The organism is Pseudomonas sp. RSB 5.4 (genome assembly GCF_037126175.1).
Taxonomy (GTDB): Bacteria; Pseudomonadota; Gammaproteobacteria; order Pseudomonadales; family Pseudomonadaceae; genus Aquipseudomonas; species Aquipseudomonas fluorescens_H.
The window spans coordinates 3,118,341-3,137,521 of sequence record NZ_CP146986.1 but is presented as its reverse complement, the minus strand read 5'-3'; the positions used below and the strand labels follow the sequence as shown (position 1 = coordinate 3,137,521).

Sequence of the window (19,181 nt, the reverse complement as noted above, 5' to 3'; positions counted from 1 at the left end):
ACACTGCCTATTTAACAGCAAAGCCTGCAGCTACTCAAATTACCCCGGCCAGCGGCACCGGCCCGGTCGATTTGTCGCACGGCGAGCGAAGATTGCCGGCTGCGAGGTGGCGCCTGCCTTGCTAGAGTGGGTCTGCACCTGTTGGATGAATTCAATCGCCTTAGGGGGTAAACATGGCAATCGATATCGGTATCAGTGAAGAAGACCGCAAGTCCATCGTCGAGGGGCTGTCGCGGCTGCTGTCGGACACCTACGTGCTGTATCTGAAAACCCATAACTTCCACTGGAACGTCACCGGTCCCATGTTCAGGACCCTGCATCTGATGTTCGAAGAGCAATACAACGAGCTGGCGCTGGCCGTGGACCTGATCGCCGAGCGCATTCGGGCCCTGGGATTTCCGGCACCGGGCGCCTACGCGACTTACGCGCGTCTTTCCTCTATCAAGGAAGAAGTCGGCGTGCCAAGCGCCGAGGACATGATCAAGCAATTGGTCGAGGGTCAGGAAGCGGTGACGCGCACCGCTCGCGGCATCTTCCCGCTTCTGGACAAAGTCAGTGACGAGCCGACGGCCGACCTGCTGACCCAGCGTATGCAGGTGCATGAGAAGACCGCGTGGATGCTGCGTGCGTTGCTCGAGACCTGATAGTCCGGTGCGCGGATGTCCCGGGGTGGTAGATGTCCGCGCGCTGTTTCAAATCTTACCGAACATGTCGGCTTATCCTACGCAGCTGGGCAACTAGTCGTCTGGCGCTGACTTTGCGTCTGCGTTTTTATGAAGACACAGGATGTTGTCTTTATAAAAAGCAGCGATGGCAAAGGAGTGTCAGCGATATGGTAGGTGGAGACAGGCGAAGCGAACATGTCGGTTCGCAGCAGGAAATGAAGGTCGACCCGTTTGTCAGCGATTTCGACTTCGAGTTGATCCGGCCGCTGGCAAGGTCAGTGCGCTTGAACGGGTTTGCCACGTGCTTGAGGCTCGAGCAGGTTTACTGGAACATTCTCGGTGAGATGGCCGGGCACAATGGCTGTTCGGTCAGTACGTTGCTGTCCCACGTTGACCGTCAGGTGCACCTGCGCCACGGCGGGGTGAAAAACTTCAGCGGTCTGGTGCGGGTGGTGTGTGTGATGAATGGTCTGCGGGATACCCCGACGGCCGTCATGCCCTGAACGGCCAATACTTGAAATGACGTGGCGGGCTGTGCAGTCTTACGGCTGCACAGCCCGCATTTAATGGATATAATCCCGCTCTTTCGCCGCAAAGCCCTGCGCGCGGTGGCAATCTGATCGCCGAGACACCTCCATGCCGATGTACGATTATCAATGTGCTTCCTGTGGTCATCAGTTGGAAGCCATTCAAAAGATCAGCGAGGCACCGCTGGTCGACTGCCCTGCCTGTCAGGCGCCAGAGCTCAAGAAACAGCTGTCCATGCCGGGTTTTCGCCTCAGCGGCAGCGGTTGGTACGAAACCGATTTCAAGACCGGAGCCAAGAAGAATCTGGCCGGTGGCGACAAATCTGACTAGGGTTCAGGCCCAGGTCGAACGACACGCGTGAGATTTCGCAGTGCTTGAGTGCGACGGGATCTCCACCGAATTTCGAATTACGAGAAGCGAAACCACTACCATGATGCGCAGCCATTATTGCGGCCAACTGAACGAAAGCCTGGAAGGCCAGGAAATTACCCTTTGCGGATGGGTTCACCGTCGTCGCGACCACGGCGGGGTGATTTTCCTCGATATCCGTGATCGTGATGGTCTGGCTCAGGTGGTGTTCGATCCGGATCGCGCCGAGAGCTTCGCCGCCGCTGATCGCGTGCGCAGCGAATACGTCGTGAAGATCACCGGCAAGGTGCGTCTGCGTCCGGCCGGTGCGACCAACGCCAACATGGCGTCGGGCATGATCGAAGTGCTGGGCTACGAGCTGGAAGTGCTGAACGAGTCGGAAACCCCGCCGTTCCCGCTCAACGAATACTCCGACGTCGGCGAAGAAACCCGCCTGCGCTACCGCTTCCTGGACCTGCGTCGTCCGGAAATGGCCGAGAAGCTGCGTCTGCGTTCGCGCATGACCACCAGCATCCGTCGCTTCCTCGACGAGAACGGTTTCCTCGACGTCGAAACACCGATCCTGACCCGTGCTACCCCGGAAGGCGCCCGCGACTACCTGGTGCCGAGCCGTACTCACGCCGGTTCGTTCTTCGCGCTGCCGCAATCGCCTCAGCTGTTCAAGCAACTGCTGATGGTTGCCGGTTTCGACCGTTACTACCAGATCGCCAAGTGCTTCCGCGACGAAGACCTGCGTGCCGACCGTCAGCCTGAGTTCACTCAGATCGACATCGAGACCAGCTTCCTCGACGAAAAAGACATCATGGGCCTGACCGAAGGCATGATCCGCAACCTGTTCAAGGAAGTGCTGGATCTGGAATTCGGCGAATTCCCGCACATGACCTTCGAAGAAGCCATGCGCCGTTACGGTTCCGACAAGCCGGACCTGCGTAACCCGCTGGAACTGGTCGACGTCGCCGATCAACTCAAAGAAGTCGAATTCAAGGTCTTCAGCGGCCCGGCCAACGATCCGAAATGCCGTATCGCTGCACTGCGCGTTCCAGGCGGGGCGAGCATGCCGCGCAAGCAGATCGACGACTACACCAAGTTCGTCGGCATCTACGGTGCCAAGGGCCTGGCGTACATCAAGGTCAACGAGCGCGCTGCCGGTGTTGAAGGCCTGCAATCGCCGATCGTGAAAAACATCCCTGAAGCCAACCTGAACGTGATCCTCGATCGCGTCGGCGCAGTTGACGGTGACATCGTGTTCTTCGGCGCCGACAAGGCCAAGATCGTCAGCGAAGCCCTGGGCGCGCTGCGTATCAAACTCGGCCACGACCTCGACCTGCTGACCTGCAAGTGGGCGCCAATGTGGGTCGTCGATTTCCCGATGTTCGAAGAGAACGACGACGGCAGCTTCTCTGCGCTGCACCACCCGTTCACCGCACCGAAGTGCTCCCCTGAAGAGCTGGAAGCCAACCCGGCCGGCGCTCTGTCCCGCGCCTACGACATGGTGCTCAACGGTACCGAGCTGGGTGGTGGTTCGATCCGTATCCACCGCAAGGAAATGCAGCAAGCGGTCTTCCGCCTGTTGGGTATCAATGAGGCGGAACAGGAAGAGAAGTTCGGCTTCCTGCTCGACGCACTGAAATACGGTGCACCGCCGCACGGTGGTCTGGCCTTCGGTCTGGATCGTCTGGTGATGCTGATGACCGGCGCCCAGTCGATCCGTGAAGTGATCGCCTTCCCGAAAACCCAGAGTGCTGCGGACGTCATGACGCAAGCGCCGGGTGTGGTGGATGCCAAGGCACTGCGCGAGCTGCACATTCGTTTGCGTGAAACGCCAAAGGCTGAGTAAGACGGGCCTGAAGGCGCATCTTCGGATGCGCCTTTTTTCTATCTATAGAGAGCAGGTCGAGATTTTTTGTTTGCTGGCCGCTGCATGAGCAGGGCGGGCAACGTTTCAAGAGAATTCGGAGCGAGTTATGGCAGGTCATTCCAAGTGGGCGAACATCAAGCACCGCAAAGAACGTCAGGATGCCAAGAGAGGCAAGATCTTCACCAAGTGGATCCGTGAGCTGACCGTTGCGGCCCGTCAGGGCGGCGGCGATCCGGGTTCCAACCCGCGTCTGCGCCTGGCCCTGGACAAGGCGCTGGGTGCGAACATGAGCCGTGACATCATCGACCGCGCCGTTGCGCGTGGCGCCGGTGCGACCGAAGCGGACAACGTTGAAGAACTGACCTATGAAGGTTACGGCCCGGGCGGCGTGGCGGTGATGGTCGAGTGCATGACCGACAATCGCAACCGTACCGCAGCTGCCGTGCGCCATGCGTTCAGCAAATGTGGCGGCAACCTCGGTACCGACGGTTCGGTTGCGTATCTGTTCGAACGCAAGGGCCAGATCAGCTTTGCCCCGGGCGTCGATGAAGACGCGCTGACCGAAGCGGCGCTGGAAGCCGATGCCGACGACGTGGTCAGCCATGAAGACGGCTCGATCGACGTGTTCACCTCGTTCACCAGCTTCTATGCCGTGCGTAACGCGCTGGAAGCGGCCGGGTTCAAGGGGGACGACGCAGAAATCGTCATGCAGCCGACCACCAGTGCCGAACTGGATCTGGAAGGCGCGGAGAAGGTGCTCAAGCTGATCGACATGCTCGAGGATCTGGATGACGTGCAGAACGTCTACTCCAACGCGGACATTCCGGAAGATGTGGCCGCTCAGCTCGGTTAAGAGCGACTAGGCTTCAATGTGGGAGCGGGCTTGCTCGCGAATGCGGCGAATCAGCAAGCATCAATGCTGAATGACACGCCGCATTCGCGAGCAAGCCCGCTGCCACATTGGTTATTCGCTGTTTTGATTTTCGTGTTTCTACCGAATCCGCAGGCGTTATGACTTTAATTCTGGGTATCGACCCCGGCTCGCGCATCACCGGTTACGGGGTTGTTCGCGATACCGGCCGCGGCGGCTGCATCTACGTGGCCTCCGGCTGCATCCGTACCGGCGCCGGCGAGCTGCATGAGCGGCTGCAAATCGTTTATCGCGGCGTGCGTGAAATCATTCAGACCTATGGCCCGGTGACCATGGGCATCGAAAAAGTGTTCATGGCGAAAAACGCCGATTCGGCCCTCAAGCTCGGCCAGGCTCGCGGTGCGGCAATCGTTGCCGGTGCCGAGGAAAGCCTGGAGATTGCCGAGTACACCGCAACCCAGGTCAAGCAAGCCGTGGTCGGCACCGGTGCCGCCAATAAGGAACAGGTGCAGATGATGGTCATGCACATGCTCAAGCTGACCAGCAAACCGCAGATCGATGCCTCGGATGCCCTGGCCATCGCGATTTGTCACGCGCACACCCGTTCCAGCCTGCTGCCGCATGGCCTGGGAACCGCACGCAGTCGTGGCGGGCGCCTGCGTCTCTGATAGCATCAGCAATCATTTTTGCGGAATGCGGATTTCGCGCCTGGGTCGTCGGCCCGATTCCCGCCTTCCATCTGTCGCCAGCCCACGGCTGGCCAACGCTCAAGGATCTGAAACGTGATTGGACGCTTGCGCGGCACCTTGGCTGAGAAACAGCCGCCGCACCTGATTCTGGATGTAAACGGCCTCGGGTATGAGCTGGAAGTGCCCATGACCACCCTTTATCGTCTGCCGTCGGTCGGTGAACCGCTGACGCTGCACACCCATTTGGTCGTACGCGAAGACGCGCAGTTACTCTATGGTTTCGCCGGCAAGCGTGAGCGAGACTTTTTTCGTGAGTTGATCCGTCTCAATGGTGTCGGACCGAAACTGGCCCTGGCCTTGATGTCGAGCCTGGAAGTCGATGAACTGATCCGCTGCGTGCAATCCCAGGACACTTCGGCGCTGACCAAGGTACCGGGGGTTGGCAAGAAAACTGCCGAGCGTCTGCTGGTCGAATTGAAGGATCGCTTCAAGGCCTGGGAAACCTCACCCGCCATGTTCGCCCTGGTGCCGAATCAGCCGGACGGCCCGGCGCCGGTCAATACCGCTGAAAACGATGCGGTCAGCGCGCTGATTTCTCTGGGCTACAAACCGCAGGAAGCGAGCAAGGCGATTACCGCCATCAAGGACAAGAATTTGAGCAGTGAAGACCTGATCCGCCGCGCCCTGAAGGGAATGATTTAAGTGATTGAAGCTGATCGTCTGATCGCCGCCGCGCACAGCCCGCGTGAGCGCGAAGAAGTCCAGGACCGGGCCATTCGCCCGGTCAGCCTGGCTGACTACATTGGCCAGCCGACTGTCCGCGAGCAGATGGAGCTGTTCATTCAGGCGGCGCGTGGTCGCAGTGAATCGCTGGATCACACGTTGATCTTCGGCCCGCCGGGTCTGGGTAAAACCACCCTGGCCAATATCATTGCTCAGGAAATGGGCGTGTCGATCAAGAGCACGTCCGGCCCGGTACTTGAGCGTCCGGGCGACCTGGCGGCACTGCTGACCAATCTTGAGCCGCACGACGTGCTGTTCATCGACGAAATCCATCGTCTGTCGCCCATCGTTGAAGAAGTGCTGTACCCGGCGATGGAAGACTTCCAGCTCGACATCATGATCGGCGAAGGGCCGGCGGCGCGCTCGATCAAGCTGGATCTGCCGCCGTTCACTCTGGTGGGCGCTACTACTCGTGCCGGCATGCTGACCAACCCGTTGCGTGACCGCTTCGGTATCGTCCAGCGTCTGGAGTTCTACAGCACGGCGGATCTGGCGACGATTGTCAGTCGGTCTGCGGCTATTCTCGGTCTGCCACTGGATCCGGAGGGTTCTTTCGAAATCGCTCGTCGTGCCCGTGGTACGCCGCGAATCGCAAACCGTCTACTGCGTCGGGTGCGCGATTTTGCCGAAGTGCGCGCCAAGGGCCATATCACCAAGTCGGTGGCCGATCTGGCGTTGAACCTGCTGGACGTCGATGAACACGGTTTCGACCATCAGGACCGGCGCTTGCTGCTGACCATGATCGAGAAGTTCGATGGCGGTCCGGTAGGCATCGACAGCCTCGCGGCGGCGATCAGCGAAGAGCGTCATACCATTGAAGACGTGCTGGAGCCGTACCTGATCCAGCAGGGCTACATCATGCGCACGCCACGGGGCAGGGTGGTGACACGGCATGCGTATCTGCACTTCGGTTTAAACATTCCGTCACGAATGGGCGAAATGCCCGTGGCAGACGAGTTTCTCGATGCCTTGGACGATTAATACACATTTATTGGCGATTTATTCAGCGTTTGTACTGTCACAGGACGGTACTTTTGCGGTAAAGCCTTAAACACTGAAAAAACAGTTGCCTGTCCGGATTGGCAACCCGAGGAGTAAGCACTAGAGTATGCGCGCGCAAAACGGGCTTGAGCCGTTCGCACATCGTTGTCGCGTTTATTACGAGGACACCGATGCCGGCGGCATCGTGTATTACGTTAATTACCTCAAGTTTATGGAACGGGCTCGAACCGAGCGGCTCCGGACGCTGGGCTTTGCCCAGTCGGAACTGGCAGGGGAGGACCTGTTGTTTGTCGTGCATTCCAGCGAAGCGCGCTACCACGCGCCGGCGCGACTGGACGACGAACTGTTGGTAAGCGCTGATGTAATCGAATTGAACCGTGCCAGCCTGCGCTTTAAACAGCAGGTCAGGCGGGCCACGGATAATGCGCTGCTCTGTGAAGGGCAGTTTCTGGTGGCCTGTGTGCGCACCGACAGTTTGAAACCCCGGGCCATGCCCGAATCCTTGCGTGCGGCCTTTGCCGACGCGGGCGGCACGGGTACACACTCAAAGCAGGAGATAAAGCGTGGAAGCTAACGTCGTCGACCATTCCTCCATGTGGAGCCTGGTCAGCAATGCCAGCATCGTGGTGCAGTTGGTAATGTTGACCCTGGTGGCCGCATCGGTGACCTCATGGATCATGATCTTTCAGCGCAGCAATCTGTTGCGCGCCGGTCGACGCGCCCTGGAGAGCTTCGAAGAGCGCTTCTGGTCGGGTATCGATCTGTCCAAGCTGTACCGTCAGGCCGGCAGCAACCCGGATCCGGATTCGGGCGTGGAGCAGATCTTCCGTGCCGGTTTCAAGGAATTCTCCCGTCTGCGTCAGCAGCCAGGTGTTGACCCTGAAGCAGTAATGGAAGGTGTGGCGCGTGCCATGCGCGTCGCCATCTCCCGTGAAGAAGAGAAACTGGAGCAGAGCCTGCCGTTCCTCGCCACTGTCGGTTCGGTCAGCCCGTACATCGGTCTGTTCGGTACCGTGTGGGGCATCATGAACTCCTTCCGTGGTCTGGCTCAGGCCCAGCAAGCGACCCTGGCCACCGTGGCCCCGGGTATCGCCGAAGCCCTGATTGCCACCGCGATCGGTCTGTTCGCCGCGATCCCGGCCGTTATCGCTTACAACCGTTTCTCTGCCCGCAGCGAAACTTTGCTGAGCCGCTACTACACCTTCGCCGATGAGTTCCAGGCGATCCTGCACCGCAAAGTGCACACCAGCGAAGAATAAGCAGGTATTTCCCGATGGCTTTAATCGCTCGAGCCCGAAACAAGCGCAAGCCGGTCGCCGAGATGAACGTGGTGCCATACATCGACGTGATGCTGGTGCTGCTGGTTATCTTCATGGTGACCGCGCCGATGCTCAATCAGGGCGTGAAAGTGGATCTGCCCAAGGTTTCCAGCGAAGCCTTGCCGCAGGACAACAACACTCAGGTGCTGACCATTTCGATCAAGGCTGACAAGACCTACTACTGGAACCTTGGCAGCGAAGTCGACACTGAAAAGCAGCAGGACAGGGCAATGACGCTGCCGCAGATGACTGACGCGGTGACCAAGATCATTCGTGCCGGCACCGAAGGTGGCAAGCGTACCCAGGTCTTTATTCGTGGCGACAAGTCGGTCGACTACGGCTCCGTCATGGGGGCCATGGGCGGGTTGCAGAAAGCCGGGGTCGGTAATGTTGGTTTGATTACCGAGGCCCCCTGATGCAGCAACAGCGAGAGCCGTCCGCCTCGGAAAGCTACTTCTGGCCTAGTGTTCTGGCAATTGTCCTGCACGTGCTGGTGTTCGGCATGCTGTTCGTCAGTTTCGCCTTCACACCGGAGTTGCCGCCGGCCAAGCCGATTGTCCAGGCGACCCTGTACCAGCTGAAATCGAAAAGTCAGGCAACCACCCAGACCAATCAGAAGATTGCGGGTGAGGCGAAGAAATCCGCCGCGCGCCAGACCGAAGTCGAGCAGATGGAACAGAAAAAGGTCGAGCAGGAAGCGGTGAAGGCTGCGGAACAAAAGAAAGAAGAAGCGGCTCAAAAGGCCGAGGAAGCCAAGAAGGCCGATCAGGCGAAGAAAGCGGACGAGGCGAAAAAGGCTGATGAAGCCAAGAAAGCCGACGATGCGAAGAAAGCCGAGGCCAAGAAGGCAGAAGAGAAACAATTGGCTGATATAGCCAAGAAGAAAGCCGAAGAAGAGGCTAAAGAAGAGGCCAAGAAAGAGGCCGCGGAAGAAGCCAAGAAGAAGATCGTCGAAGACGCGAAGAAGAAAGCCGCCGAAGACGCCAAGAAAAAAGCTGAAGCTGAAGAGGCGAAGAAGAAAGTCGCCGACGAAGCGAAGAAGAAAGCTGCTGCCGATGCTGCGAAGAAGAAATCGCAGGAAGCGGCACGTAAATCCGCCGAAGAGAAAAAGGCTCAGGCCCTGGCAGATTTGCTTTCCGACACGCCGCAGCGTCAGCAGGCCTTGGCCGATGAGCAGGGTGACGAAGTCGCGGGCAGTTTCGATGACCTGATTCGTGCGCGAGCAGCGGAAGGTTGGGCGCGTCCTCCTTCGGCACGCAAAGGCATGACGGTCGTGCTGCAAATCGGCATGTTGCCGGACGGTACGGTGACTTCGGTCAGCGTGGCCAAGTCCAGTGGCGACGGTCCGTTCGATGCTTCAGCAGTCGCGGCAGTGAAGAATATTGGACGTTTGACGGAAATGCAGGGAATGAAGCCGAGCGATTTCGCTCCGTATCGTTCATTCAAGATGACATTCACACCTGAGGATCTAGCCTTGTGAGAAACCTTCTTCGAGGAATGCTGGTCGTGATCTGCTGCATGGCAGGGATCGCGATGGCGGATGAAAAGAACATTCTGGTCACCAGCGGCAGCGATCGGGCGACTCCGATCGCCGTCGTTCCGTTCGGTATGCAGGGCGGTGCCGTGTTGCCGGATGACATGGCAGAAATCATTGGTAACGATTTGCGGAACTCGGGCTACTACTCGCCGATTCCAAAGCAAAACATGATCAGCCAGCCAAGCCAGCCGAGCGAAATCATTTTCCGTGACTGGAAGGCGGTGGGTGCTCAATACATGATGGTCGGCAGCATTGCTCCGGCGGGCGGTCGCCTGCAGGTGCAGTGGGCACTGTTCAACGTGGCCACCGAGCAGAAAGTGGCTGACGGCAGTGTGTCCGGTACCACCGAGCAACTGCGTGACATGGCGCACTTCATCTCGGACCAGTCGTTCGAAAAACTCACCGGTATCAAAGGTGCGTTTTCGACTCGTCTGCTGTACGTGACAGCCGAGCGTTTCTCCGAGAAGAACACTCGCTACACCCTGCAGCGTTCGGACTACGACGGTGCACGTGCCGTGACCCTGCTGCAGTCGCGCGAGCCGATCCTGTCGCCGCGTTTCGCGCCGGATGGCAAGCGCATCGCCTATGTGTCGTTCGAGCAGAAGCGTCCACGGATCTTCATGCAGAACATCGACACCGGTCGCCGTGAGCAGATCACCAACTTCGAAGGCCTGAATGGCGCGCCAGCCTGGTCGCCGGATGGCAATCGCCTGGCTTTCGTCCTGTCGAAAGACGGCAACCCGGACATCTATGTGATGAACCTGGGTTCGCGTCAGATCACTCGTGTGACGGCAGGTCCTGGCATTAACACCGAACCGTACTGGGGCAAGGATGGTTCGACCATCTACTTCACCTCGGACCGTGGTGGCAAGCCGCAGATTTACAAAACCAGCGCCAGCGGCGGTGGTGCCGAGCGTGTGACGTTCATTGGCAACTACAACGCCAACCCGAAGCTGTCGGCTGATGAAAAGACTCTGGTGATGATCCATCGCCAGGATGGTTTCACCAACTTCAAGGTGGCGGCCCAGGATTTGCAGCGAGGTAGTGTAAAGATCCTCACTGATAGCACTCTGGACGAGTCACCTACTGTTGCGCCCAACGGCACCATGGTAATCTACGCCACCCGCCAGCAGGGCCGGGGAGTCTTGATGCTCGTGTCCATTAATGGACGCGTGAGGCTCCCGCTTCCTACCGCACAAGGCGAAGTCAGAGAACCGTCCTGGTCCCCTTACCTGAACTGACGCGGCGCTTTACGTTTTACTTAACACACTGGGGTTCATTAGGAGTTTCACGATGGAAATGCTGAAGTTTGGTAAATTTGCTGCGCTGGCTCTGGCCATGGCTGTAGCTGTAGGTTGCTCGTCCAAAGGCGGCGACAACGCCGGTGAAGGCGCTGTTGATCCAAACGCTGGTTACGGCGCAAACACTGGTGCCGTTGACGGTTCCCTGAGCGAAGAAGCTGCTCTGCGCGCAATCACCACCTTCTACTTCGAATACGACAGCTCGGACCTGAAGCCAGAAGCCATGCGCGCTCTGGACGTTCACGCCAAAGACCTGAAAGCAAACGGCGCTCGCGTTGTTCTGGAAGGCAACACCGACGAACGTGGTACTCGTGAGTACAACATGGCACTGGGCGAGCGTCGTGCGAAAGCCGTTCAGCGCTACCTGGTACTGCAAGGTGTTTCCCCAGCTCAGCTGGAACTGGTTTCCTACGGCGAAGAGCGTCCAGTTGCTACCGGCAACGACGAGCAGTCCTGGGCTCAAAACCGTCGCGTCGAACTGCGTAAGTAATTCGATATGCGAACGTGCCGTCGTGCTGTAACTGTCCTGGCTCTCAGTCTCGCGCCGCTTGCGGTGTGGGCTGCGGTTCCTGTGGTCGATGACAACTCCGGTTATAACAATAGCGGGAGCAGTTATCCGCCTGCGGGTTACGGTACGAACGGCGCCTATGCCGGGGGAGCGGCTTCGGCCCCTGCCTCGGCACAGGGCATGCTGTTCAACCAACTGCAACAGATGCAGGATCAGATATCGCGCCAGCAAGGCGTGATCGAAGAACTGCAGAATCAGGTTGCGCGCATGAAGCAGGAATCCCTGGAGCGATACCAGGATCTTGATCGGCGCATAGGATCCGGTGCTGCACCTGCCGCGACTCCTGAGAATTCTTCTGCCGGTGGCGATGCAAGTGCTGCTGCCGGTGCTGCCGCTGGCGCCGGGGCTGCTGCCGCCCAGGCACCTGCTGCGAGTAGCGAACCGGGTGATCCGGCCAAGGAAAAGCTGTATTACGATGCCGCTTTCGACCTGATCAAAGCCAAGGATTTCGACAAGGCCAGCCAGGCTTTCTCGGCATTCCTGCGCAAATACCCGAACAGCCAGTACGCGGGCAACGCCCAATACTGGTTGGGTGAAGTGAACCTGGCCAAGGGCGATCTGCAAGGTGCAGGTCAGGCTTTTGCCAAGGTTTCGCAGCTCTATCCCAAGCACGCCAAAGTGCCGGATTCGCTGTACAAGCTGGCTGACGTAGAGCGCCGCCTCGGTCACACCGACAAGGTCAAAGGCATTCTGCAGCAGGTGGTTTCCCAATACCCGGGTACCTCTGCGGCTCAGTTGGCCCAACGCGATCTGCAACGCATGTAAGTGTGTTTGACCCGTTTGGAAGAAACCCGCGCTTGTCGCGGGTTTTTTCGTTAGAATTCACGCCCTTTTTCTGAAACACGCTTCTGGTGATCTACGCGTTGGCGGGGTTGCTTGAAGTGCCTGACGGAGGCGGACAGCCTGTTTAGCTGTTACGCCCGTGGCGACTATGCAAGACACATTGAGAATTACCGAAGTTTTCTACTCGTTGCAGGGGGAAACACGGACTGCCGGGCTGCCCACGGTTTTTGTGCGCCTGACCGGTTGCCCGTTGCGTTGCCAATACTGCGACAGTGCCTATGCGTTCAGCGGCGGTACGATCCGCACCCTCGACGACATCCTCGAGCAAGTGGCCGGATATCGTCCGCGCTATGTCTGTGTGACCGGCGGTGAGCCGCTCGCACAGCCGAACGCCATCCCTTTGCTTAAACAGTTGTGCGATGCCGGTTACGAAGTGTCACTGGAAACCAGTGGTGCGCTCGACATCTCGGCGGTAGATTCGCGCGTCAGTCGCGTAGTCGACTTGAAGACGCCGGACTCTAAGGAGGCGCATCGCAACCGCTACGAAAATATCGAACTGCTGACGCCCAACGATCAGGTGAAGTTTGTCATCTGCTCGCGGGACGACTATGACTGGGCGGTCTCGAAGCTGATCCAGTACGGTCTCGATCGACGTGCGGGAGAAGTGCTGTTTTCCCCAAGTCATCATGACCTCAATGCCAGGGATCTGGCGGACTGGGTGGTGGCAGACAACCTGCCGGTGCGGCTGCAATTGCAGCTGCATAAATATCTATGGAATGACGAGCCGGGGCGCTGATATGACTGAACAACTGAACACTAATGAAAAACGTGCGGTAATCCTGCTGTCGGGTGGTCTGGATTCGGCTACGGTCGTGGCGATGGCCCGGGCTGAAGGTTACGCCTGCTACACCATGAGCTTCGATTACGGTCAGCGCTCTCACGCTGAATTGCACGCCGCCGCACGTGTTGCCCGCGATCTGGGTGTGGTCGAGCACAAAGTGATCGGTCTGAATCTGAACGGCATGGGCGGCTCGGCGCTGACCGACACCAGCATCGACATTCCGGAAGAACTGGGCGAGGGCATTCCGGTGACCTACGTGCCGGCGCGCAACACCGTGTTCCTGTCGCTGGCGCTGGGCTGGGCTGAAGTGCTCGGTGCGCGTGACATCTTTATCGGCGTCAACGCGGTGGACTATTCCGGTTACCCGGATTGCCGTCCCGAGTTCATCGAGTCGTTCGAGCGCATGGCCAACCTGGCGACCAAGGCCGGCGTGGAAGGCAACGGCTTCCGCATTCAGGCGCCGCTGCAGAACCTGAGCAAGGCGCAGATCGTTCAGGCTGGCGTGAAGCTCGGTGTGGATTATGGCCTGACCGTATCCTGCTATCAGGCGGACGATGAAGGCCGTGCGTGCGGCAAATGCGACAGCTGCCGCCTGCGTGCAGAAGGCTTCGCAGCGGCCGGTGTAAGCGATCCAACACCTTATTTTTGATTTTTTTCAAAAAGGTGTTGAATAGTCCTTAAAAATCAGTATTATACGCGCCACCACACAGCGGGTCGTTAGCTCAGTTGGTAGAGCAGTTGGCTTTTAACCAATTGGTCGTAGGTTCGAATCCCACACGACCCACCATATTTGGCGGTTTAGAAAATCCGGAAGGCCCACGAAAGTGAGGATTTCCGGGTTTTTTTTTTGCCTGCGATTCGGGCACCGCTCCTTTCATCATCGCCTGCGCTGACACAGGTCAGAATCATCTTTTGTATCAACGGGATATTCTGTAGCCTTGCGCAGCTTCAACGCTGTCCGTGCCTGATAAAAACTCACTCTCCCGGCGGTACCCTCAAGCGGTCCGGAGCCGGGTGTATACTCGACTTTCGCGCGAAAGCGCCTGCAGGTCTTGCGAACATGACGCAGATTTCCGAACGCCTTCTGGTTCAAGCCCACCTCGATGCCAAACAGCCTAAACCGCTGAGTGCCGAGGAAGAGGCCTACTACCGTTCCGCCATCGCCGCTGAGCTCAAGGCTCAGGACGCGGTGCTGGTTGCCCACTTCTATTGCGATCCGGTGATTCAGGCCCTGGCCGAAGAAACCGGTGGCTGTGTGTCCGACTCCCTGGAGATGGCCCGCTTCGGCAATGCCCATCCGGCCAAGACCGTAGTGGTCGCCGGCGTGAAGTTCATGGGCGAGACCGCGAAGATCCTCAACCCGGAAAAACGCGTGCTGATGCCGACCCTGGACGCGACCTGCTCGCTGGACCTGGGGTGCCCGGTGGACGAGTTCTCGGCGTTCTGCGATCAGCATCCGGAGCGCACGGTGGTGGTGTACGCCAACACCTCGGCCGCCGTCAAAGCCCGGGCTGACTGGGTAGTGACGTCGAGCTGTGCGCTGGAGATCGTCGAAAGCCTGATGGACAACGGCGAGACCATTATCTGGGGCCCGGACAAGCACCTGGGCACCTACATTCAACGCAAGACCGGCGCCGACATGCTGTTGTGGGACGGTGCCTGCATCGTCCACGAGGAATTCAAGTCCAAGCAGCTCGAAGACATGAAAGCGCTGTACCCGGACGCCGCGATTTTGGTGCACCCCGAGTCGCCGACCTCGGTGATCGAACTGGCCGACGCCGTAGGTTCCACCAGTCAGTTGATCGCTGCCGCGCAAAGCCTGCCGAACAAGACCCTGATCGTCGCCACCGACCGCGGCATCTTCTACAAGATGCAGCAGTTGTGCCCGGACAAGGTCTTCATCGAGGCGCCAACCGCCGGTAACGGCGCAGCGTGCCGCAGTTGCGCACATTGCCCGTGGATGGCCATGAACACCCTTGAGCGCACTCTCAAGAGCCTGAAGGAAGGGACGAACGAGATCTTTGTCGATCCGGCGTTGATTCCGCAGGCGATCCGCCCGTTGAAACGCATGCTGGATTTCACTCAGGCGGCGCGGATGAAGCTGGCGGGTAACGCTTAAGCTCGTTGAGGCAACACGCAAAACCTGTGGGAGCGGGCTTGCTCGCGAAGGCGGTGTATCAGTCGATGCAAAAGGTGACTGATACACCGCCTTCGCGAGCAAGCCCGCTCCCACATTGGTATCTGGCGTCTGGAATTTATTTGCTCTTCTTCGGAATCCGCACCACGCGGGTATCGGAATAGATGTCGTGCCAGGTGCGCTTCTGCTTGTCGTACAGCGACCAGAAGAATCCAAGTCCTGCGCACAGCCACGAAGCGATCGACACCATAAACCGCAGCAGCGCTTGCCACAGGCTGATCGCGCTGCCATCGGCGTTCTGCACACGTATGCCCCACACCTGCATGCCCAGTGTCTGTCCGCCGTGAGTCCAGAACTTGGCGAAGAACGCAAACAGCACCAACAGCAGCACCGTGGAATACAGCGGATCGCCATCCATTTTTCCGGCGTCGGTCAGTACGCGCAGGCGTTCTTCACCGATGATCGCTGCCTGGATCAACTTGTAAACGAAGCCGGTAACGATCAGCAGGGCGGTGCACAGCAGGAAGTCATAGAACATGGCTGCCAAGCGGCGGCCGAGGCCAACAGCAGGAAAGTCGCCCTGGGGAGTGAGCAGGTTTTTCGACATGGCAGCCTCTGGACGCAAAATGAAGCGCCATTTTACGGATTCGCGCGCACAAAAAAGCCCCTGATATCAATATCAGGGGCTTTTTCGTTACAGAAGATTAGCCTTCTGCTTGTACTTCATCAGCCTGCATGCCTTTCTGGCCCTGCACAGCAACGAAGGTCACTTTCTGGCCTTCTTTCAGGCTCTTGAAGCCGTTGCCCTGAATGGCGCGGAAATGCACGAACAGATCCGGACCGCTTTCTGGAGTGATAAAACCAAAACCTTTCTCGTCGTTAAACCACTTGACGGTACCGCTCTGACGTGTCGACATTTCTTATATCCTTTGACGCATAAATTGATGACAGTCTCTTTCTCATGAAAGAGTACTGGGGCTGGTTGCAGGAGAGTAAGAAGACGTCGAGCGGGATGTAGCTAACTTTGTAGGCTACTGCCCAGGTCACGATTCCAAGCTGACCCATGCAAACACAGTGAACAAACTCTACGCCAACTACGGGAGAAAAAACAAGCCCCGCGAAGGCCCCGGTTTTACTGTTCCTGCTGGCAGTTAGTCAGTCTGCTAGTGCGGCTTAGACGATTAGCTTGTTCAAAAGTTTTCGAACGTTATAAGTAAAGTTCATAATCGAATCAGATGTTAGAAAATGCACTTTTTTGTGGCGATTGCGTTACACATTAGTGCACGCATAACGCAATCGCGTTACTTATAGAAACAGTCAATCAACCACGATAGTAGCGTTGTGGAACAAATGGCATTTTGCTTACAAGCATTTGCACCTTTTTCCCACGAACGATGGCCCAGACTGGTGTGTCGAGAGTGACATAAGCGCTATCGAGGTAACCCATCGCCAATGGACCGCCCAGCGTCGGGCCGAAGCCACCGCTGCACACGCTGCCGATGATCTCGCCTGCTTCGTTGACGATTTCTGCGCCTTCACGCACTGGCGTACGTTCCTGCGGCAGCAGGCCGACGCGTTTGCGCGCAACACCGTTCTGCTGTTGGGCAAATACCTGCTCCGCACCCGGGAAACCACCGGCGCGCGCGCCATCGGCACGGCGTGGCTTGGAGATCGCCCACAACAGGCTGGCTTCGATCGGGGTAGTGTCGGTATTCATGTCGTGGCCGTACAGGCACAGGCCGGCTTCCAGGCGCAGCGAGTCGCGGGCGCCGAGGCCGATGGCCTGGACTTCCGGTTCAGCGAGCAAAGCGCGGGCGAGTTTTTCCGCATCGGCGGCGGGCACCGAGATTTCGAAACCGTCTTCACCGGTGTAACCCGAGCGGCTGACGAAGCAATCCACGCCCAGCAGTTGCACGCGATTGAACTGCATGAAGGTCATCTTCGCCACCTCTGGCGCAAGACGCGCCAGCACGCTGACCGCCGCCGGGCCTTGTAACGCCAGCAGGGCGCGGGCTTCGAACAGCTCCGTAATGGTGCACTGGTCGCCGATGTGTTGTTGCAAATGCGCGAGATCCTGATCCTTGCACGCGGCGTTGACCACCAGAAACAGCTCGTCGTTGCCCAGATTGGCGACCATCAAATCGTCGAGAATGCCGCCGCTGTCGTTGGTGAACATCGCATAGCGCTGCATGCCCACTGGCAGGTCGATGATGTCCACCGGTACCAGGGTTTCCAGAGCCTTGGCGGCATTGGCGCCGGTCAGGCGGATCTGGCCCATGTGCGAGACATCGAACAGCCCGGCCTGCTCGCGGGTGTGCTGGTGTTCCTTCATCACGCCCAGCGGGTATTGCACCGGCATGTCGTAGCCGGCGAACGGCACCATACGGGCGCCGAGTTCGATGTGCAGAGCGTGCAACGGGGTTTTCGACAGTTGTTCGGTGGACATCTTCAACTCCTGAAAAATATGCAGCCGCCGATGCGTGAGCATCAGCATTCGATAATGTTGACCGCCAGACCGCCGCGGGCGGTCTCTTTGTATTTGCTTTTCATGTCGGCGCCGGTCTGGCGCATGGTGCGGATGACCTTGTCGAGGGAAACGAAGTGTTGCCCGTCACCGCGCATGGCCATGCGCACCGCGTTGATCGCTTTCACCGAGCCCATAGCGTTGCGCTCGATGCACGGCACCTGCACCAGCCCGCCAATCGGGTCGCAGGTCAGGCCGAGGTTGTGTTCCATGCCGATTTCCGCAGCGTTTTCCACTTGCTGCACGCTGCCTCCGAGGACTTCGCACAACGCGCCGGCCGCCATTGAGCAGGCCACGCCGACTTCGCCCTGACAGCCGACTTCGGCGCCGGAGATCGAGGCGTTTTCCTTGTACAGAATGCCGATGGCGGCGGCGGTCAGCAGAAAGCGCACCACCCCGTCATCGTTCGCCCCCGGGATAAACCGCATGTAGTAATGCAGCACCGCCGGGATGATCCCCGCCGCACCGTTGGTCGGCGCGGTGACCACGCGGCCGCCGTTGGCGTTTTCTTCGTTGACGGCGAGGGCGTAGAGGTTGACCCAGTCGAGCACGGACAGCGGGTCGCGCAGCGCCGATTCCGGGTTCTTGCACAGTTGCCGGTGCAATGCCGCCGCCCGGCGTTTGACCTTCAGCCCGCCCGGCAGAATGCCTTCGTTGCGACAGCCAGCGGCAACGCAGTCCTGCATCACTTGCCAGATTTTCAGCAGACCGGCGCGCGTCTCCGCCTCCGGGCGCCAGGCGCTTTCGTTGGTCAGCATCACCTGGCTGATCGACAGCCCGTAGGTGGCGCAATGGCCGAGCAAGTCTTTGGCACTTTTGAACGGGAAGGTCAGCGGGGTGGCGTCTTCAACGATGCGGTCGGCCCCGGCCGCGTCTTCATCGACCACAAAACCACCGCCAACCGAGTAGTACTCGCGGCTGCGGATCTGAATGCCCGCCGCATCGAAGGCGCGAAAGATCATGCCGTTGGGGTGATAGGCCAACGGCTTGCGAATCATCGCCAGGTGTTCTTTCTCGTTGAACGTGATGCTGTGTTCGCCGAGCAGATTCAGCCTGCCATTGCCGCGAATTTCCTGCAGACGCGCGGCGACGGTTTCGGTATCGACGGTGTCCGGGTGTTCACCTTCAAGGCCAAGCAGCACGGCTTTATCGCTGCCGTGCCCCTTGCCGGTGGCGCCAAGCGAGCCGTACAGCTCGACTTTGACGGAGTTCGTTGCAGGCAGCAGGTCGTCGCGGCGCAGGCCTTCGGCGAAGCGCGCAGCGGCTCGCATCGGGCCGACGGTGTGGGAGCTGGAAGGGCCGATGCCAATCTTGAACAGGTCGAACACGCTTAACGACATGAGTGGTTCTCCGGTTTCTTGTTATAGGAATTGGCGCAAGCTCGAGGCTGGACACAAATCCCCTGT

Annotated in this window: 22 protein-coding genes and 1 tRNA gene; 19 read left to right on the top strand and 4 right to left on the bottom strand. The window is 58.8% G+C overall.

The genetic code is table 11. The features are described 5' to 3' along the window. Positions 1-173 precede the first annotated feature (173 nt). From V9L13_RS14175 to nadA, 19 genes are all read left to right on the top strand, one after another. A complete protein-coding gene (locus V9L13_RS14175) occupies positions 174-644 on the top strand; it encodes a Dps family protein (RefSeq protein WP_003227537.1) in 471 nt (156 codons plus the stop codon). A 188-nt stretch (positions 645-832) separates the two neighbouring features. Further along, positions 833-1,168, top strand: coding sequence for a ribbon-helix-helix domain-containing protein (locus V9L13_RS14170; RefSeq protein ID WP_103485161.1), 336 nt, complete (start codon positions 833-835; stop codon positions 1,166-1,168). Between the two features lie 133 nt (positions 1,169-1,301). Next, on the top strand, positions 1,302-1,523 hold the full coding sequence (locus V9L13_RS14165; protein ID WP_003227532.1) for a zinc ribbon domain-containing protein: 222 nt from the start codon (positions 1,302-1,304) through the stop codon (positions 1,521-1,523). A 100-nt stretch (positions 1,524-1,623) separates the two neighbouring features. Continuing rightward, complete coding sequence (gene aspS / locus V9L13_RS14160; RefSeq protein WP_003227530.1) at positions 1,624-3,399, top strand: aspartate--tRNA ligase; 1,776 nt, start codon at positions 1,624-1,626, stop codon at positions 3,397-3,399. A gap of 127 nt (positions 3,400-3,526) precedes the next feature. Next, positions 3,527-4,273 (top strand): YebC/PmpR family DNA-binding transcriptional regulator, encoded by a 747-nt coding sequence (locus V9L13_RS14155; protein WP_003227527.1) that lies wholly within the window; start codon positions 3,527-3,529, stop codon positions 4,271-4,273. 158 nt (positions 4,274-4,431) lie between these two features. Then, a complete protein-coding gene (gene ruvC, locus V9L13_RS14150; protein WP_003227525.1) occupies positions 4,432-4,959 on the top strand; it encodes a crossover junction endodeoxyribonuclease RuvC in 528 nt (175 codons plus the stop codon). 114 nt (positions 4,960-5,073) lie between these two features. Beyond that, positions 5,074-5,682 (top strand): Holliday junction branch migration protein RuvA, encoded by a 609-nt coding sequence (gene ruvA / locus V9L13_RS14145; protein WP_003227522.1) that lies wholly within the window; start codon positions 5,074-5,076, stop codon positions 5,680-5,682. Then, the gene (gene ruvB, locus V9L13_RS14140; RefSeq protein ID WP_003227521.1) at positions 5,683-6,744 is read left to right on the top strand and encodes a Holliday junction branch migration DNA helicase RuvB; all 1,062 of its coding nucleotides are present in this window, start codon (positions 5,683-5,685) and stop codon (positions 6,742-6,744) included. A gap of 127 nt (positions 6,745-6,871) precedes the next feature. Continuing rightward, positions 6,872-7,339, top strand: a complete 468-nt coding sequence (gene ybgC / locus V9L13_RS14135) for a tol-pal system-associated acyl-CoA thioesterase (protein ID WP_003227519.1) — start codon at positions 6,872-6,874, stop codon at positions 7,337-7,339. Beyond that, complete coding sequence (tolQ, locus tag V9L13_RS14130) at positions 7,329-8,024, top strand: protein TolQ (RefSeq protein ID WP_003227517.1); 696 nt, start codon at positions 7,329-7,331, stop codon at positions 8,022-8,024. The genes ybgC and tolQ overlap by 11 nt, the downstream gene beginning before the upstream one ends. 23 nt (positions 8,025-8,047) lie before the next feature. Continuing rightward, positions 8,048-8,500, top strand: coding sequence for a protein TolR (tolR, locus tag V9L13_RS14125; protein WP_177434691.1), 453 nt, complete (start codon positions 8,048-8,050; stop codon positions 8,498-8,500). Beyond that, positions 8,500-9,564 carry a cell envelope integrity protein TolA gene (gene tolA / locus V9L13_RS14120; RefSeq protein WP_098965272.1) on the top strand — a complete coding sequence of 355 codons (1,065 nt, stop codon included), beginning with the start codon at positions 8,500-8,502 and terminating at the stop codon, positions 9,562-9,564. Before tolR ends, tolA begins: the two co-directional genes overlap by 1 nt. 17 nt (positions 9,565-9,581) lie before the next feature. After that, complete coding sequence (gene tolB / locus V9L13_RS14115; RefSeq protein WP_164747834.1) at positions 9,582-10,862, top strand: Tol-Pal system beta propeller repeat protein TolB; 1,281 nt, start codon at positions 9,582-9,584, stop codon at positions 10,860-10,862. Positions 10,863-10,914: 52 nt separating this feature from the next. Next, the gene (gene pal / locus V9L13_RS14110) at positions 10,915-11,412 is read left to right on the top strand and encodes a peptidoglycan-associated lipoprotein Pal (protein ID WP_003178634.1); all 498 of its coding nucleotides are present in this window, start codon (positions 10,915-10,917) and stop codon (positions 11,410-11,412) included. Between the two features lie 6 nt (positions 11,413-11,418). Further along, positions 11,419-12,255: a tol-pal system protein YbgF gene (ybgF, locus tag V9L13_RS14105; RefSeq protein WP_226499531.1), complete on the top strand. Its 837-nt coding sequence runs from the start codon at positions 11,419-11,421 to the stop codon at positions 12,253-12,255. A 166-nt stretch (positions 12,256-12,421) separates the two neighbouring features. Further along, the gene (gene queE, locus V9L13_RS14100) at positions 12,422-13,069 is read left to right on the top strand and encodes a 7-carboxy-7-deazaguanine synthase QueE (protein ID WP_003227504.1); all 648 of its coding nucleotides are present in this window, start codon (positions 12,422-12,424) and stop codon (positions 13,067-13,069) included. Between the two features lies 1 nt (position 13,070). Then, positions 13,071-13,763, top strand: coding sequence for a 7-cyano-7-deazaguanine synthase QueC (queC, locus tag V9L13_RS14095; RefSeq protein WP_103522278.1), 693 nt, complete (start codon positions 13,071-13,073; stop codon positions 13,761-13,763). A 62-nt stretch (positions 13,764-13,825) separates the two neighbouring features. Continuing rightward, positions 13,826-13,901 (top strand) — tRNA-Lys (locus tag V9L13_RS14090). A gap of 273 nt (positions 13,902-14,174) precedes the next feature. Next, positions 14,175-15,233: a quinolinate synthase NadA gene (gene nadA, locus V9L13_RS14085; protein ID WP_025112797.1), complete on the top strand. Its 1,059-nt coding sequence runs from the start codon at positions 14,175-14,177 to the stop codon at positions 15,231-15,233. Positions 15,234-15,369: 136 nt separating this feature from the next. Here nadA and V9L13_RS14080 read toward each other — a convergent pair whose 3' ends face one another. From V9L13_RS14080 to V9L13_RS14065, 4 genes are all read right to left on the bottom strand, one after another. Next, a complete protein-coding gene (locus V9L13_RS14080) occupies positions 15,370-15,858 on the bottom strand; it encodes an RDD family protein (RefSeq protein ID WP_098965267.1) in 489 nt (162 codons plus the stop codon). A gap of 97 nt (positions 15,859-15,955) precedes the next feature. Next, on the bottom strand, positions 15,956-16,168 hold the full coding sequence (locus tag V9L13_RS14075) for a cold-shock protein (RefSeq protein ID WP_003237709.1): 213 nt from the start codon (positions 16,166-16,168) through the stop codon (positions 15,956-15,958). A gap of 404 nt (positions 16,169-16,572) precedes the next feature. Further along, positions 16,573-17,697 (bottom strand): glycine cleavage system aminomethyltransferase GcvT, encoded by a 1,125-nt coding sequence (gcvT, locus tag V9L13_RS14070; RefSeq protein ID WP_338802813.1) that lies wholly within the window; start codon positions 17,695-17,697, stop codon positions 16,573-16,575. Positions 17,698-17,738: 41 nt separating this feature from the next. After that, the gene (locus V9L13_RS14065; RefSeq protein ID WP_338802812.1) at positions 17,739-19,115 is read right to left on the bottom strand and encodes an L-serine ammonia-lyase; all 1,377 of its coding nucleotides are present in this window, start codon (positions 19,113-19,115) and stop codon (positions 17,739-17,741) included. Positions 19,116-19,181: the final 66 nt, after the last annotated feature.